This window comes from Pseudomonas sp. NFPP07, from assembly GCF_900115645.1.
Lineage (GTDB): Bacteria > Pseudomonadota > Gammaproteobacteria > Pseudomonadales > Pseudomonadaceae > Aquipseudomonas > Aquipseudomonas chlororaphis.
On the sequence record NZ_FOXG01000002.1, the window covers coordinates 634,766 to 651,890 of the forward strand.

Annotated in this window: 14 protein-coding genes; 12 read left to right on the top strand and 2 right to left on the bottom strand. The window is 61.6% G+C overall.

The genetic code is table 11. The annotated features are described in order from the left end of the window. The first annotated feature begins 25 nt into the window (after positions 1–25). The 9 genes from BM019_RS08000 to BM019_RS08040 all read left to right on the top strand — a co-directional run bounded on the left by BM019_RS08000 (position 26) and on the right by BM019_RS08040 (position 11,329). Positions 26–460 carry a hypothetical protein gene (locus tag BM019_RS08000; protein ID WP_092417993.1) on the top strand — a complete coding sequence of 145 codons (435 nt, stop codon included), beginning with the start codon at positions 26–28 and terminating at the stop codon, positions 458–460. Positions 461–573: 113 nt separating this feature from the next. Beyond that, positions 574–2,199 (top strand): ABC transporter substrate-binding protein, encoded by a 1,626-nt coding sequence (locus BM019_RS08005; RefSeq protein WP_092417994.1) that lies wholly within the window; start codon positions 574–576, stop codon positions 2,197–2,199. A gap of 306 nt (positions 2,200–2,505) precedes the next feature. Next, entirely contained in the window at positions 2,506–4,107 is a 1,602-nt protein-coding gene (locus tag BM019_RS08010; RefSeq protein ID WP_009042161.1) for an ABC transporter substrate-binding protein, read from the top strand. Positions 4,108–4,279: 172 nt separating this feature from the next. Then, positions 4,280–5,680 (top strand): OprD family porin, encoded by a 1,401-nt coding sequence (locus tag BM019_RS08015; RefSeq protein WP_092417995.1) that lies wholly within the window; start codon positions 4,280–4,282, stop codon positions 5,678–5,680. An 81-nt stretch (positions 5,681–5,761) separates the two neighbouring features. After that, positions 5,762–7,357: an ABC transporter substrate-binding protein gene (locus tag BM019_RS08020; RefSeq protein WP_009042159.1), complete on the top strand. Its 1,596-nt coding sequence runs from the start codon at positions 5,762–5,764 to the stop codon at positions 7,355–7,357. 73 nt (positions 7,358–7,430) lie between these two features. After that, on the top strand, positions 7,431–8,441 hold the full coding sequence (locus BM019_RS08025) for an ABC transporter permease subunit (RefSeq protein ID WP_007927028.1): 1,011 nt from the start codon (positions 7,431–7,433) through the stop codon (positions 8,439–8,441). A gap of 11 nt (positions 8,442–8,452) precedes the next feature. Beyond that, positions 8,453–9,379 carry an ABC transporter permease subunit gene (locus tag BM019_RS08030; RefSeq protein WP_007927027.1) on the top strand — a complete coding sequence of 309 codons (927 nt, stop codon included), beginning with the start codon at positions 8,453–8,455 and terminating at the stop codon, positions 9,377–9,379. Positions 9,380–9,389: 10 nt separating this feature from the next. Then, positions 9,390–10,358: an ABC transporter ATP-binding protein gene (locus BM019_RS08035; protein WP_009042158.1), complete on the top strand. Its 969-nt coding sequence runs from the start codon at positions 9,390–9,392 to the stop codon at positions 10,356–10,358. Next, the gene (locus BM019_RS08040; RefSeq protein WP_009042157.1) at positions 10,358–11,329 is read left to right on the top strand and encodes a peptide ABC transporter ATP-binding protein; all 972 of its coding nucleotides are present in this window, start codon (positions 10,358–10,360) and stop codon (positions 11,327–11,329) included. Before BM019_RS08035 ends, BM019_RS08040 begins: the two co-directional genes overlap by 1 nt. 116 nt (positions 11,330–11,445) lie before the next feature. Here BM019_RS08040 and BM019_RS08045 read toward each other — a convergent pair whose 3' ends face one another. Then, a complete protein-coding gene (locus BM019_RS08045; protein ID WP_092417996.1) occupies positions 11,446–11,706 on the bottom strand; it encodes a hypothetical protein in 261 nt (86 codons plus the stop codon). A gap of 571 nt (positions 11,707–12,277) precedes the next feature. On the opposite strand from BM019_RS08045, the gene BM019_RS30435 reads away from it, so the two are divergent. Continuing rightward, complete coding sequence (locus BM019_RS30435) at positions 12,278–13,285, top strand: fimbrial protein (RefSeq protein ID WP_139217363.1); 1,008 nt, start codon at positions 12,278–12,280, stop codon at positions 13,283–13,285. 83 nt (positions 13,286–13,368) lie between these two features. On the opposite strand, the gene BM019_RS08055 is transcribed toward BM019_RS30435, so the two are convergent. Further along, entirely contained in the window at positions 13,369–14,952 is a 1,584-nt protein-coding gene (locus tag BM019_RS08055) for a peptide chain release factor 3 (protein WP_007923830.1), read from the bottom strand. Positions 14,953–15,482: 530 nt separating this feature from the next. Here BM019_RS08055 and BM019_RS08060 point away from each other — a divergent pair. After that, a complete protein-coding gene (locus BM019_RS08060) occupies positions 15,483–16,199 on the top strand; it encodes an ABC transporter permease (RefSeq protein ID WP_009042154.1) in 717 nt (238 codons plus the stop codon). Positions 16,200–16,219: 20 nt separating this feature from the next. Further along, complete coding sequence (locus BM019_RS08065) at positions 16,220–17,113, top strand: glycine betaine ABC transporter substrate-binding protein (protein WP_092417998.1); 894 nt, start codon at positions 16,220–16,222, stop codon at positions 17,111–17,113. Positions 17,114–17,125 lie beyond the last annotated feature (12 nt).

A 17,125-nucleotide genomic window follows, 5' to 3' on the forward strand; every position in this document is an offset into this window, starting at 1 on the left:
TAGAAAAAGAAAAAATGAGGTTTGCATGCGTAAGACCTTTCCGCTCCAGGTTTGGCAGACAGCGGAGCTGATCCTCGGCATCCCACTGTCGCACGCCACCCGCAACCTCCACAGTGACAACTTCACTGCGAGCCACAACGTCAACGCCGCCGATGTGCTGTGCACCCGCCATCGCCTGCAAGGTCCCGGGCATCCGTTCTCCACGGCCTCCCTCACCAAGCCGTCCTACTTCAGCCGGTCAACCCAATGCGCCAAACACTTGCGCCAGGCAGGCAAGGCCAGGCGGCTCAACCAGAAGCCGGTCGACACCTGCCCCAGCGACGCACCAAGCGGAGGCACGACTCGCTCTGGATGCCCCGCAAGAAGGCAGCCCATGCACCAGAAAAAACCAGCGCATACGGTCAAATTCGTCAATATTTATACAAATGCGTCATTCCTGTACGTTCGTTCCACTCCTTGATACTTGTGACGGCCCCGCATCTTGCATTGGGTATGGGGCCTGCATAAGTATCGGCGGGTCGACTCATAAGGTCGCCCTCTACACCAAAAATGACAACAAATCATGAGGCAACCATGTTCAAACAAGCAGTCATTCCGCTTTTAGTCAGCGCCGGCTTGCTCGCCAGCGCCCCCTTCGCCCAGGCGGCGACTAACCTGGTGTTCTGCTCCGAAGGGAGCCCGGCCGGTTTCGACCCAGGCCAGTACACCACCGGAACCGACTTCGACGCCTCAGCAGAAACCATCTTCAACCGCCTCAGCCAGTTCGAGCGTGGCGGCACCGCCGTCGTTCCTGGCCTGGCGACCAGTTGGGACATTGCCGACGATGGCCTGACCTACACCTTCCATCTGCGCGATGGGGTGAAGTTCCACACCACGCCGTATTTCAAGCCGACTCGTGATTTCAACGCCGACGACGTGCTCTTCACGTTCAACCGCATGCTCGACAAGGACATGCCGTTCCGCAAGGCGTACCCCACCGAATTCCCTTACTTCACCGACATGGGGATGGACACCAACATCACCAAGGTCGAGAAAGTCGACGACAAGACCGTCAAGTTCACCCTGAAAACCGTAGACGCCGCGTTCATCCAGAACCTGGCGATGAGCTTCGCCTCCATCCAGTCCGCCGAGTACGCCGACCAGCTGCTCAAGGAAGGCAAGCCGGGCGACATCAACCAGAAACCGATCGGCACCGGGCCGTTCGTGTTCAAGAGCTACCAGAAAGACTCCAACATCCGTTACACCGGCAACAAGGAGTACTGGAAGCCTGAAGACGTGAAGATCGACAACCTGATCTTCGCCATCACCACCGACCCGTCGGTACGCATCCAGAAGCTGAAAAAGAACGAATGCCAGGTCACCCTGTTCCCGCGCCCGGCCGACCTCAAGGCCCTGGGCGAGGACAAGACCCTCAAGCTGCCGCAGCAGGCCGGCTTCAACCTCGGCTACATCGCCTACAACGTGATGCCTGTGCTCAAGGGCCGCACCGACGCCAACCCGCTGGCCGACCTCAAGGTCCGCCAGGCGCTGGACATGGCGGTGAACAAGCAGCAGATCATCGACTCGGTCTACCAGGGCGCGGGCCAACTGGCGGTCAACGCCATGCCACCGACCCAGTGGTCCTATGACGACACCATCAAGGATGCCAAGTACGACCCCGAGAAAGCCAAGGCGCTGCTCAAGGAAGCCGGCATCAAGGAAGGCACCCAGATCACCCTGTGGGCCATGCCGGTGCAGCGTCCGTACAACCCGAACGCCAAGCTGATGGCTGAAATGCTGCAGTCCGACTGGGCGAAGATCGGCCTGAAGGTCAACATCGTCAGCTACGAATGGGGCGAGTACATCAAGCGTTCCAAGGGCGGCGAGAACCAGGCGATGATCATCGGCTGGAGCGGCGACAATGGTGACCCGGACAACTGGCTCGGCACCCTGTTCGGCTGCGACGCCATGAACGGCAACAACTTCTCCAAATGGTGCGACAAGCCGTACGACGCACTGATCAAACAGGCCAAAGCCACCCCGGACGTGGCCAAACGCACCGAGCTGTACAAGCAGGCGCAACACCTCCTCAAAGACCAGGTCCCGATGACACCTATCGCCCACTCGACGGTGTTCCAACCCATGCGCGCCAACGTGCAGGACTTCAAGATCAGCCCCTTTGGCCTGAACTCGTTCTACGGCGTCAGCATCAGCAAATAAGGGTCTGCAACGGCGACGTCAGCTGATGTCGCCGTTGCCTTACCTGCCAGGACTGCCGGAACTCGAACGCTCCTCCTCTTGCTGCGCCCCATCGTGGTGAGTACGGGCATTTCGGAAGTTCCTTACATGTCTTTCAGGCTCTTTGGCATTTACTACCCATGCGGCGACCCCTACCGTCAAAGCATGGAGTGGTGCATCCATTGCCCGGCATTTGCTGCAAGCGAGACTTGGGATCAATGACATGACCGCCTCCGGATGGGGCGACTGCTCATCGATCAAAACAATAAAAAGGGAGAGGGGATCGTCATGCGTCATTCTCTGGTTTTATCCGCCCTGCTGGGCACCGGTCTGTTGACCGCAACCTCCGCCAGCCTGGCGGCCGGCAACAGCCTGGTGTTCTGCTCCGAAGGCAGCCCGGCCGGCTTCGACACCGCGCAATACACCACCGCCACCGACAACGACGCGGCAGAGCCGCTGTACAACCGCCTGGCGGAGTTCGAAAAGGGCGCAACCAATGTGGTGCCGGGCCTGGCCACCCGCTGGGATATTTCCGCGGACGGCCTGCAGTACACCTTCCACCTGCGCGAGGGGGTGAAGTTCCATACCACGCCGTACTTCAAGCCGACACGTGATTTCAACGCCGACGACGTGGTCTTCACCTTCACCCGCATGCTCGACCCCGAGCACCCTTTCCGTAAGGCCTACCCGACCGAGTTTCCCTACTTCAACGGGATGAGCCTGAACAAGAACATCGCCAAGGTCGAGAAGACCGGGCCGCTGACCGTGGTGATGACCCTGAACTCGGTGGACGCCGCGTTCATCCAGAACATCGCCATGAGCTTCGCCGCGATTCTCTCGGCCGAATACGCCAACCAGCTGCTCACGGCCGGCAAACCCAGCGAGATCAACCAGAAGCCGGTCGGCACCGGGCCGTTCGTGTTCAAGAGCTACCAGAAAGACTCGAACATCCGCTACACCGCCAACAAGCAGTACTGGGACCCGAGCCGGGTCAAGCTCGACCAGCTGATTTTCGCCATCAACACCGATGCCTCGGTGCGCGTGCAGAAACTCAAGGCCGGCGAATGCCAGGTCACCCTGCACCCGCGGCCGGCCGATGTCGAAGCGCTGAAAAAAGACCCGAAACTGCAACTGATCGAAAAGCCCGGCTTCAACCTCGGCTACATCGCCTACAACGTTCGCCACAAGCCCTTCGACCAGCTCGAAGTGCGCCAGGCGCTGGACATGGCGGTGAACAAGCAGGGCATCCTCAACGCCGTCTACCAGGGCGCCGGCCAGTTGGCGGTCAATGCCATGCCGCCGACCCAGTGGTCCTACGACAGCAGCATCAAGGACGCCGCCTACAACCCGCAAAAGGCCCGTGAGCTGCTCAAGGCCGCCGGGGTCAAGGAAGGCACGGAAATCACCCTCTGGGCCATGCCCGTGCAGCGCCCCTACAACCCCAACGCCAAGCTGATGGCCGAAATGCTCCAGTCCGACTGGGGCAAGATCGGCCTGAAAGTGAAGATCGTCAGCTACGAATGGGGCGAGTACATCAAGCGCACCAAGAACGGCGAGCACGACATCAGCCTGATCGGCTGGACCGGCGACAACGGTGACCCGGACAACTGGCTCGGCACCCTGTACAGCTGCGACGCCATTGGCGGCAACAACTACTCCATGTGGTGCGACCCGCAGTACGACAAGCTGATCAAGCAGGCCAAGATCGTCACCGATCGCGAACAGCGCACGGCGCTCTACCAACAGGCCCAGCAGTTGCTCAAGCAGCAGGTACCGATCACCCCGGTCGCCCACTCGACGGTCAACCAGCCGTTAAGCGCCAAAGTCGAAGGATTCAAGGTCAGCCCCTTCGGCCGCAACGTGTTCTCGGGCGTCAGCATCGACCAATAAATGATTAGCCAGGCCGCTGGGGGCGATATTCGCCCCCACGCAAATCTGTTGCCTGAATTCGGTGATCCCACCTCATGCAAACGTTTGCGATGCCTTGAATGAGTTGTAAAGCAAAAGCCGGTCAACCCAAAAAGACCGGCATAAAAATAAAGAAAGCAAAGGAGCTTCACCCATGAAACCGAGCAACACCGCGTTACTGGCCCTGGCCATCAGCAGCATCACGGCCATGGCCCATGCGGAAAGCGTGAGTCAGGAATTCGTTCCGACCGAACTGAACGGCACCAGCGCCCAGGCGGAGGCCAAAGGCTTCGTCGAAGGCCAGAGCCTGTCGGGTACGACCCGCAACTGGTACGCCAACGAGCTGAAGCGTCGTGACGACCGCTTCTCCTACAACCACAACGGCCAGCCGACTTCGACCCCACGCCGGATCAACTGGGTCCAGGGCACCATCCTCAACTACAGCTCGGGCTTCACCGAAGGTACTGTCGGGGTCAGCACCGAGGTGGCCGCCTACAACGCTATCGCGCTGGATCGTGACCGCAAGGACATCGCCGGCAAGAACAACCGTACCCTGACCCACTCCGACGGCGACGCTGTCGGCCAGTGGAGCAAACTGGGCCTGGCCAACGTCAAGTTCCGCGTCTCCAACACCACCCTGACCGCCGGTCGCCAGAACTTCAGCACACCGATCGTCGACGTTATCGGCAACCGTGCCCTGCCTTCGAGTTTCGAAGGTGTGAGCCTGCACAGCGAAGAGTTCAACAACCTGTCGTTCGATCTGGCCGGTTTCGATCGCGTTTCGCCGCGTACCGAACAGAGCCTGTCGAAATTCCGCACCGAGTATTCCGCCACTGGCGTGGAAACCGACAAGGTCTACACCGCAGGTGTGAACTACCAGCCGTTCAAGAGCCTGAAAACCAGCCTGTATGGCGCCAACGTCAAAGACTTCTGGAACCAGTACTACTTCGGCGCCACCCACGAGCTGGGTGACAGCCAGGTATTGAGCCTGACCACCGGCCTGAACTACTACAAGACCGTCGACGAAGGTAAGAAGTTGATGGGCGAGATCGACAACGACACCTACTCGCTGTCGCTCGGCCTGACTCACCAGGCCCACAGCCTGACCTTCTCCTACCAGCAAGTGAACGGTAACGAGTACTTCGACTACCTGCATGAAACCAACGGTATCTACCTGGCCAACTCCCTGCTCTCGGACTTCAACGGCCCGAACGAGAAGTCCTTCCAGATCGCCTACGGTCTGAACATGGCCGAATACGGCGTGCCAGGCCTGAAGTTCAACCTCTACTCGGCACGCGGCTGGGGCATCGACGGTACCCACTACCGCGGCACCGCCTACACCGACCCAGGCGCCCAGCGCGGCGACCTGAGCCTGATGGATGGCGAAACCCACTACGAATACGGTATTGGCGCGTCTTATGCAGTTCAGAGTGGTCCGCTCAAGGCCACCGCCATTCGTGCGACCTACACCACGCACCGGGCCAGCGAAAACCAGGCCGACGGCAACATCAACGAGTTCCGCCTGGTTACTACCATCCCGTTCAAGATTCTCTAAAAACATATCGGCTGGTTGGCGAATTCATGACGAATTCGCCATTCCAGCTACTCTGGTTCAACCGATTGCAGAGGGTTCTAGATGAAAATGCTTCCCCTGAAAGCGGCCATCGCCGCCGCACTGCTGAGCGTCGCCGCAGGCGTCTCGGCCAAGCCCTTGGTGGTCTGTACCGAAGCCAGCCCGGAAGGCTTCGATATGGTCCAGTACACGACTGCAGTCACTGCCGACGCGGTGGCGGAAACCATCTTCAACCGCCTGGTGGACTTCAAGCCCGGCACCACGGACATCGAGCCGGCCCTGGCCGAGTCCTGGGAGATCAGCCCGGACGGCCTGACCTACACCTTCCACCTGCGCAAAGGCGTCAAGTTCCACAGCACCGATTACTTCAAGCCGACCCGCGAGATGAACGCCGACGACGTGCTCTGGAGCTTCCAGCGTCAGCTGGACCCGAAACACCCGTGGCATGACAAGTCCAGCGTGGGCTTCCCCTATTTCGAGAGCATGGGCTTCAAGGAACTGCTCAAAAGCGTCGAGAAAACCGACGACCACACCGTGGTCTTCACCCTGACCCGGCGCGAAGCACCGTTCCTGGCCGACGTGGCCATGGCCTTCGCCTCGATCTTCCCGGCCGAATACGCCGACCAGCTGCTCAAGGCCGGCAAGCCCGGCGACCTCAACAGCAAGCCGATCGGCACCGGCCCGTTCATCTTCCAGCGCTACGCCAAGGACGCCCAGGTGCGGTTCAAGGCCAACCCGGACTACTTCCGTGGCAAGCCGCCGGCCGACGCACTCATCCTGGCGATCACCACCGACAACAACGTGCGCCTGCAGAAGCTCAAGGCCAATGAGTGCCAGGTCGCCCTGTATCCGAAACCCGACGACATCCCGAGCATCAAGGCCGACGCCAACCTGAAGGTCGACGACCTGGCCGCCATGACCGTGGGCTACGTGGCCCTGAACACCACCAAGAAGTACATGAGCGACCCGCGTGTCCGTCAGGCCATCAACATCGCCTTCGACAAGGAAGCCTACGTCAACAGCCTGTACGGCAAGGGCAACGCGGTGGTCGGCACCGGCCCCTACCCGCCGACCCTGCTGGGCTTCAACACCAGCCTGGGCAACCCGGCCCGCGACCTGGACAAGGCCCGCGCCCTGATCAAGGAAGCCGGCGTGCCGGAAGGCACGGTCTTCACCCTGTTCACCCGCAACGGCGGTGGCCCGACCAACCCCAACCCGCTGCTCGGCGCGCAGATGATGCAGTCCGACCTGGCGAAGATCGGCCTCAAGATCGACATCCGCGTCATGGAATGGGGCGAGATGCTCAAGCGCGCCAAGAACGGCGAGCACGACATGGTTTCCGCCGGCTGGGCGGGGGATAACGGGGACCCGGACAACTTCCTGACCCCCAACCTCAGTTGCGAGGCCGCCAAAAACGGCGAAAACTACGCTCGCTGGTGCAATAAAGCGTTCCAGAGCCTGATCGATCAGGCCCGCGCCGAGTCCGAGCCGGCCAAACGGACCGCACTCTATGAACAGGCCCAGGACATTTTCGACAAGGAACAACCCTGGATCCCCATGGCCTATCCGAAAATGTTCACGGCAATGCGCAAGAACGTCGAGGGCTACCACCAGAGCCCCCTGACCACCAACAACTTCGCTACCACCCAGGTGAAGTAGATAAGAAACGCCCGGCATCCCTGACCCCAGGGATGCCGGACACGCCTAACCGGCTGATGAGGTACACCACAAGATGTTTAGTTTTATTGCCCGCCGTGTGGGGTTGTTGATTCCCACATTCTTCGGCATCACCTTGCTGACGTTCGCATTGATTCGCATGATTCCCGGCGATCCCGTGGAAGTCATGATGGGCGAGCGCCGGGTCGACCCTGAGATGCATGCCCAGGCAATGGAACGCCTTGGTCTGAACAAACCGCTGTACGCCCAGTACCTGGACTACATCGGCAAACTCGCCCAGGGCGACCTGGGTGAATCCCTGCGGACTCGCGAGAGTGTGTGGAGCGAGTTCACCTCCCTATTCCCGGCAACCCTGGAACTGGCCTCGGCCGCGATGCTGTTCGCTGCCGTGATCGGCCTGCTGGCCGGGGTGATCGCCGCGCTGAAACGAGGGTCCCTGTTCGACCACGGGGTGATGGGCATCTCCCTTGCCGGCTATTCGATGCCGATCTTCTGGTGGGGCCTGATCCTGATCATGTTCTTCTCCGTGAGCCTGGGCTGGACCCCGGTTTCCGGGCGGCTCGACCTGCTCTACGACATCGAGCCGAAAACCGGCTTCATGCTTATCGACACCCTGCTGGCCGATGACACCGGCGCCTTCTTCGACGCCCTGCACCACCTGATCCTGCCGGCCATCGTGCTCGGCACCATTCCGCTGGCGGTGATCGCGCGGATGACCCGTTCCTCGATGCTCGAAGTGCTGCGCGAAGACTACATCCGCACCGCCAAGGCCAAGGGCCTGTCGCCCGCCCGCGTGGTGTTCGTGCACGGCCTGCGCAACGCGCTGATCCCGGTGCTGACCGTGGTCGGCCTGCAAGTCGGCACCCTGCTGGCCGGCGCGGTCCTGACCGAAACCATCTTCTCCTGGCCCGGCATCGGCAAATGGCTGATCGAAGCCATCGGCGCCCGGGACTACCCCGTGGTGCAGAACGGCATCCTGTTAATCGCCTGCCTGGTGATCCTGGTCAACTTCGTGGTGGACATCCTCTACGGCTTTGCCAACCCACGCATTCGTCACCAGCGCTGAGGACAATACTCATGAGCACTCCAACCTCCTCAGTAGCCGTATCCGCCGTGGCCGTGGATCAAAGCCTGCTGTACCCGTCGCCGTACAAGGAATTCTGGCAGGCCTTCTCGCGCAACAAGGGCGCGGTGGCCGGCCTGCTGTTCATGCTGCTGGTGATTTTCTGCGCGATCTTCGCGCCCTGGGTCGCCCCGCATAACCCGAGCGAGCAATACCGCGACTTCCTGCTGACCCCGCCGGTCTGGCTCGAAGGCGGCCAATGGCAGTTCATCCTCGGCACCGACGAACTGGGCCGCGACCTGCTGTCGCGCCTGATCACCGGTTCGCGCCTGTCGCTGCTGATCGGCCTGTCGTCGGTGGTCATGTCGCTGATCCCGGGCATCCTCCTGGGCCTGTTCGCCGGCTTCTTCCCGCGCCTGCTCGGCCCGACCATCATGCGTCTGATGGACATCATGCTGGCCCTGCCGTCCCTGCTGCTGGCCGTGGCGATCGTCGCCATCCTCGGCCCAGGCCTGATCAACACCGTGATCGCCATCGCCGTGGTGTCCCTGCCGTCCTACGTGCGCCTGACCCGCGCCGCGGTGATGGGCGAGCTCAACCGCGACTACGTGACCGCCGCGCGCCTGGCCGGTGCCGGCCTGCCGCGCCTGATGTTCATCACCGTGCTGCCCAACTGCATGGCGCCGCTGATCGTCCAGGCGACCCTGAGCTTCTCCTCGGCGATTCTCGATGCCGCGGCCCTGGGCTTCCTCGGCCTTGGCGTCCAGCCGCCCACCCCTGAGTGGGGCACCATGCTGGCCTCGGCCCGCGACTACATCGAACGCGCCTGGTGGGTGGTGAGCCTGCCCGGCCTGACCATTTTGCTCAGCGTGCTGGCAATCAACCTGATGGGCGACGGCCTGCGCGATGCGCTGGACCCGAAACTCAAGAACGCCGCCTGAGGAGATTCCCATGTCACTGCTAGAAATCAAGAATCTCAACGTGCGCTTCGGCGACGCCCAGGCCGTTCCCGTGGTGGATGGCCTGGACCTGAACGTGGACAAGGGCGAAGTCCTGGCCATCGTCGGCGAATCCGGCTCCGGCAAGTCCGTGACCATGATGGCGCTGATGGGGCTGATCGAGCATCCCGGCATCGTCACCGCCGACGCCCTCAGCTTCGACGGCAAGGACATGCTCAAGCTCAGCGCCCGGCAACGCCGGCAGATCGTCGGCAAGGACCTGGCCATGGTGTTCCAGGACCCGATGACCGCGCTGAACCCGAGCTACACCGTGGGCTTCCAGATCGAGGAAGTGCTGCGCCTGCACCTGAAGATGTCCGGCAAGGCGGCCCGCAAGCGCGCCATCGAACTGCTGGAAAAAGTCGAGATCCCGGGCGCCGCCAGCCGCATGGACGCCTACCCGCACCAACTGTCCGGCGGCATGAGCCAGCGCGTGGCGATTGCCATGGCGATTGCCGGCGAGCCGAAACTGCTGATCGCCGACGAACCGACCACCGCCCTGGACGTGACCATCCAGGCGCAGATCATGGAGCTGCTGCTCAACCTGCAACGCGAGCAGAACATGGGCCTGGTGCTGATCACCCACGACCTGGCCGTGGTCGCCGAGACCGCCCAGCGCGTGTGCGTGATGTACGCCGGGCAAGCGGTGGAAGTGGGCCAGGTGCCGGAGTTGTTCGACATCCCCGCCCATCCCTATACCGAAGCGCTGCTGGCAGCGATTCCCGAGCACAGCATGGGCGCCGCGCGCCTGTCGACGTTGCCGGGCATCGTTCCCGGTCGCTACGACCGTCCGCAAGGTTGCCTACTCTCGCCGCGCTGCCCGTACGTGCAGGAAAACTGCCGCCAGCAGCGCCCAGGCCTCGATCCGAAAGCCGCCAGCCTCGCCCGCTGCTTCTACCCGCTGAATCAGGAGGTGGCGTAATGGCCGTCGTTCTTACCGCCCGCAACCTGACCCGCCACTACGAAGTGTCCCGCGGCCTGTTCAAGGGCCATGCGACCGTGCGCGCCCTCAACGGCGTGTCGTTCGAGCTGGAAGCCGGCAAGACCCTCGCCGTGGTCGGCGAGTCCGGCTGCGGCAAATCCACCCTGGCCCGAGCCCTGACCCTGATCGAAGAACCGTCCTCCGGCTCCTTGAAAATCGCCGGCCAGGAAGTCGCCGGCGCCGACAAGGCCCAGCGCAAGCAACTGCGCAAAGACGTGCAGATGGTGTTCCAGAGCCCCTACGCCTCGCTCAACCCACGGCAGAAGATCGGCGATCAACTGGCCGAGCCGCTGCTGATCAACACCCAGCTGTCGGCCAGCGAGCGTCGGGAAAAGGTCCAGGCGATGATGAAGCAGGTGGGCCTGCGCCCCGAGCATTATCAGCGCTACCCGCACATGTTCTCCGGCGGCCAGCGCCAGCGTATCGCCCTGGCGCGGGCGATGATGCTGCAACCGAAAGTGCTGGTGGCGGACGAACCGACCTCGGCCCTCGACGTGTCGATCCAGGCCCAGGTGCTGAACCTGTTCATGGACCTGCAGCAGGAGTTCAACACCGCCTATGTGTTCATCTCCCACAACCTGGCGGTGGTGCGTCACGTCGCCGACCACGTGATGGTGATGTACCTCGGCCGGCCGGTGGAAATGGGCCCGAAAGAGGACATCTACACCCGTCCGCTGCACCCTTACACCCAGGCGTTGTTGTCGGCCACGCCGACCATTCACCCGGACCCGGACAAGCCGAAGATCAAGATCGTCGGCGAATTGCCCAACCCGCTGAACCCGCCATCCGGCTGTGCGTTCCACAAGCGCTGCCCATACGCCACCGAGCGTTGCAGCAGCGAAGAGCCGGCCCTGCGCCTGCTCGACACCCGCCAGGTGGCCTGCCACTACGCCGAACAGTTCCTCGGCTGAGCCGGCAAAAAAAGGCGCCGCGGTGACCCGCGGCGCCTCATCTGTGTTGACCAAACCCCTTCTGCCGGATTGCGCATCAGTCCGGCAGGAGGGGTTTCTTTTTCCACCAGCCTGGCTCAGCCCTGGCTAGCCTCGTCGTCGCTGTCGGGATCCGGCTCGTCGGTGGTCGAATCGTCATCGCCCTCGCTACCACCCTGTCCCTGGTCGCCCGGCTCGGATTCCGACTTGGCGATCATCTGCACCCCGCTCTGCAGATGCCCCGGCCCCCAGAAACCCGGCACCCGCGCGGCCTGGTCGCCGGCCCAGACCGCGGACATGCCCAGCGACAACAGCACCAGCACCTTGAGCAACAGCACACCCCGTTGGAAAACATTCATGTTGATTCCATCCCTTTGTATAGGTGAATCAATGTGCCCACAGGTCCTGACCTGCAAGGCGTGGCTTCGTATGAAACCCAGCCCCTGAAACCTAGCTCCGAAGCCGGTGCTTTTCCAGATAGGAAGCTAGCTATCCGCCCGCTGGATAGACGGCTTTCGACTAGGCCTTAAAACCTGCGGTTATGCCCACTTCTTCTATATAGGAGCTGCCGGTCGACGCACGATTGCTCACGATGGGCTGCGCAGCGGCCCCAAAACCTGTCACCGCCGTTCTGTCGGAAAAATCTCATTACCCGAACCGGCGCTTTCGCGGGCAAGCCTTGCTCCTATGGGATAACGCATAGTCAGGACCTGCGCGCAGAACGCCCTGTACGCCGGCATATCAGATTCATCTTATTCACCGATACGCCCGGGACCGATAGCATTTCCCCTTGGCCGAAACTCATCCATAACAGCATCGAACCTATCGTCGGGCAGAACATGCAGCGCAGTGGATGACGCGAACCTGCTTCTCAACGAGCGGCAGGGAAAGCCCTCCCCCGCTCACTTTCGCTACCAGACAGGTCCCCCCATGCTCTTCAAGAAAATGCTGTCGACATTGATTCTGGTTACCACGCTAGCCGGAACCCATTCGGCTTTTGCCGCATGTAGCTGGTGGCTAGGCATTGTGCCGCCAGCAAAGATCACGATCCCTCCCCTGGCAGGCACCACTAGCTTGTCCCCGGCACCGATAGGCCAGGCCATGGCATCGCAGAAAATCAGTTTTTACTCTGGCAATGCCTCAACCGAAGACTGTACAACTAGCGATAAATGGGGGATGACCCTGAATGTCTCTGGCCTGGAGTCTGCCGGGTTGCCCAATGTGTACAAGACCAATGTTGAAGGCGTCGGAATCAGAATCGGCTTTGAAAGACCACTCAATGGGAACTGGGGAGGCGTCAAATACCCCCCATTTGAGTATCAAGCCTATCCGACTGTGCTAGTGCCCCTTCCTTCCCTCGTGATCATTGACTTTATCCGCACCGGCACCGCGGTGGGCAAGGGGCCGATCTCATTCGACTTCAGCGCCAATTTCCAGGCAACCGGTTTAACCCCGATCAATATTGTCGGTACGAACCTGAAGACCGAAGTGGCCAATAACATCTACTTCAGCGCCTGCGAAGCACAAGTCAAGAGCCTCATCGTCCCCATGGGGAAAGTCGCCTCCGCCAATATCCGCAACGGCAACACCCAGGCACAGAACTTCAATTTGAACGTGTATTGCAAGGGCCTGCGCCCCACCCAGCCGGCACCGGTCAAGATCTATTTCCAAGGCGCCACCACCAGCGATGGCCTGCTCAAGCTCAACGATGCCGGGCAAAGCCATGTCGCCAGCGGCACGGCTATCGAACTCACCAATGGCAAGGGCACCCGGCTTCCCTTCACCTCGAGCAAGGCCCTCAACCTTGACTGGCAGTACAGCCAACCCGACGCCGAGGTCTACCATTTTGCTGGCCAAGCCCGTTACGTCCCGAGCGGTGGCGAGGTGAAAGCCGGTAAAGCCGATGCGGTGGTCAGTTATGTGCTGGTATACAACTGAGCCTGATCCTGCCTTTACGTGCATAAAAAAACCCCGCTGTCTGGCAGCGGGGCTTTTTTATGCACTGGAGCGTCGCTCAGACCTTAGTGATGCTCGCGGGTCGCGCGGAATTTCACGTCCGGCCAGCGCTCTTCCATCAACGCCAGGTTGACCCGGGTCGGGGCCAGGTAGGTCAGGTGACCGCCACCGTCCAATGCCAGGTTTTCCACGGCCTTGTTGGAGAATTCCTCGAGTTTCTTCTTGTCGCTGCAATCGATCCAGCGCGCGGACCACACGGTGATCGGCTCGTAGGAGCACTCGACCTTGTATTCCTCTTTCAGGCGGCTGGCGACCACATCGAACTGCAGCACACCGACGGCGCCGAGGATGATGTCGTTGCTGCGCTCGGGGAAGAACACCTGGGTCGCGCCTTCTTCGGCCAGCTGTTGCAGGCCCTGGCGCAGTTGTTTGGATTTCAGCGGGTCCTTCAGGCGCACGCGGCGGAACAGCTCCGGGGCGAAGTGCGGGATACCGGTGAAGCCCAGAGCCTCGCCTTCGGTGAAGGTGTCGCCGATCTGGATGGTGCCGTGGTTGTGCAAGCCGATGATGTCGCCGGCGTAGGCTTCTTCGAGCTGTTCACGCTCGGAGGAGAAGAAGGTCAGCGCATCGCCGATGCGCACGTCCTTGCCGGTGCGCACGTGGCGCATCTTCATGCCTTTCTCGTACTTGCCCGAGCAGATGCGCATGAAGGCGATCCGGTCGCGGTGTTTCGGGTCCATGTTCGCCTGGATCTTGAACACGAAGCCCGTGAACTTTTCTTCCTGCGGCTCCACGGTGCGCTCGTTGGCCACGCGCGCCAGCGGCAGCGGTGCCCAGTCGACGACGGCGTCGAGCACGTGGTCGACCCCGAAGTTGCCCAGGGCGGTACCGAAAAACACCGGGGTCAGCTGGCCGTCCATGAACGCCTGCTGGTCGAACTCATGGCAGGCGCCCTGCACCAGCTCCAGCTGCTCGATGAAGCGCTCGTACTCGTCGCCCAGGTGGGCGCGGGCTTCATCGGAATCGAGCTTCTCGATGATCTTGGTTTCGGTGCGCTCGTGGCCGTGGCCAGGGGTGTAGACGATGATGTAGTCGCCCGCCAGGTGGTACACACCCTTGAAGTCGCGGTAGCAACCGATCGGCCAGGTGATGGGCGCCGCCTTGATCTTCAGGACCGCTTCGATTTCGTCGAGCAGTTCGATCGGGTCGCGGATGTCACGGTCGAGTTTGTTGATGAAACTGACGATCGGCGTGTCGCGCAGACGGCAGACGTCCATCAGGGCAATGGTCCGTGGCTCTACGCCCTTACCGCCGTCGAGCACCATCAGCGCCGAGTCCACCGCGGTCAGGGTGCGGTAGGTGTCTTCCGAGAAGTCTTCGTGGCCCGGGGTGTCGAGCAGGTTGATCATGTGTTCGCGATAAGGGAACTGCATGACCGACGTGGTAATGGAAATACCGCGCTGCTTCTCCATCTCCATCCAGTCGGAGGTGGCGTGGCGGTCGGACTTGCGGGACTTCACCGTACCGGCAACGGCAATCGCCTTGCCCATCAGCAAGAGCTTCTCGGTGATGGTGGTTTTACCCGCATCCGGGTGGGAAATAATGGCGAAAGTGCGGCGTTTCGCGACTTCGGCGGCCTGTTTGGTCATGGGAAATCGCCTGGCAGGTGATTCAAAAAAAGGGCGGCGAGTATAGCGCAAAGCAAGCTCCACGGACCACCGTTCGGCCCGGGGCCGCTGGAATTCCAGCCTGTAGCCGCTGCCGAGCTGCGCGAGGCTGCGATCGACTGCGCAGCAGTCGCAAAACCAGGCAACGCGGTGTTTCAGTCCCATCCCGTACTCCTTGTTTGCGAGCGCTGCGCGCTCGATCGCAGCCTCGCTGCGCTCGGCAGCGGCTACAGATGCCAGGTATCAGAGATATCGGAGTTATGGGATTGAGGGTGGCCAAACGCTGCCAAATATGGAACCTTTTAAAAGGTGGAGGCGTCCACTCCCCTGTTACGAGCTTTCGTCAGGGGTAGAAAAATCAGCAAGTTAGCCTGACGAGGCTATGCGTATGGCTCGATCCCGCGCTGTTTCCAGCGCAGCGACGAGCTGCTTCTCGCGACCGTTCTTTTGGCAGCCAGGTATGGCCTTGCCACACGAAAGAATGCTCGCCGACATGAAAAAGGAGTCCGCCTGTGGCTATTCGCTATGGCAAAGGGCTGATAGGAGGCGCGGCGGTCATCGCTCTCCTGGCCCTGCTGGTCCACTGGATCGGCATCAGTACGATCGAACATTACCGCGACGATCTGTTGTTTTACCTGCAAGCCCATCTGTACCTGGTACTCGCTTCAATGTTCGCCGCCCTCGTGGTGGGGATACCCGCCGGCATCTTCCTCAGCCGACCGCAAATGGTCGGGCGTGCCGAGCGTTTCATGCAGGTGTTCAACATCGGTAACACCGTCCCTCCCCTGGCCGTCCTGGCCATCGCTCTGGGGATCCTCGGCATCGGCAGCGGGCCGGCCATCTTCGCCTTGTTCCTCGCCTCCTTGCTGCCCATCGTGCGCAACACCTACGAAGGCCTGAAAAACGTCCAGGGTTCCCTCAAGGAAGCCGCCGTCGGCATCGGCATGACGCCGCGCCAGGTGCTGTGGAAAGTCGAGCTGCCCAACGCCGTGCCGATCATCATCGGTGGCGTGCGCGTGGCCCTGGCGATCAACGTCGGTACCGCGCCGCTGGCCTTCCTGATCGGCGCCAACAGCCTTGGCAGCCTGATCTTCCCCGGCATCGCCCTGAACAATCAGCCGCAACTGCTGCTCGGCGCGGCCTGCACCGCCTTGCTGGCGCTGCTGCTCGACGGCCTGGTGACACTGGCCAGCCGCCTCTGGCTGGAACGCGGCCTGCGCCCGTCTTAAGCCTGCGCGAAGGAATTCACATGAAAAAAATAGCTTTGATCATAGGCTGCGTCCTGCTGTGCGCGGGAATTGCCCAGGCCGCGCAAAAGCCGGTGATCCGCATCGGCGCCCGGGTCTTCACCGAGCAGACACTCCTGGCGGAAATCACCTCGCAGTACCTGCGCAGCAAGGGTTACGACACCCGGGTCACCGGTGGCCTGGGCAGCAACCTGGCACGCAGCGCCCACGAAAGCGGGCAACTGGACATGCTCTGGGAATACACCGGGGTGTCCCTGGTGGCCTACAACCACGTGACGGAAAAACTCGACAGCCAACAGTCCTATGAGCGGGTCAAGGAACTCGACGGGAAAAAAGGCCTGGTCTGGCTGACCCCGTCGAAGTTCAGCAATACCTACGCCCTGGCCTTGCCGAAAAACGTCGCGGACGCATACCCGCAGATCAACAGCGTCAGCGACCTGAAACACGTCCTCGACGCCGAACGCCAGGACAACCACCTGATCGCCCTGGACACCGAGTTCGCCAACCGCTCCGACGGCCTGCAAGGCATGGTCAAGCTGTACGGCATGGACCTGACCCGCAAGAACATCCGGCAGATGGACGCCGGGCTGGTCTACACCGCCCTGCGCAACGGCCAGGTGTTCGCCGGCCTGGTCTACACCACCGACGGCCGGCTCAACGCCTTCAACCTGAAATTGCTCAACGACGACCTGCATTACTTCCCGGACTACACCGCGGCCCCCGTGGTGCGCCAGGCCTACCTCGACGCCCACCCAAAACTGGCCGCCGACCTCAAGCCGCTGGCCGAACTGTTCGACGACGAAACCATGCGCCAGCTCAACGCCCGGGTCGACGTCGACCATGAAAGCCCATCCGCCGTTGCCGCAGATTTCCTGCGCCAGCATCCACTGAATTGAGGGAGGAAAGAG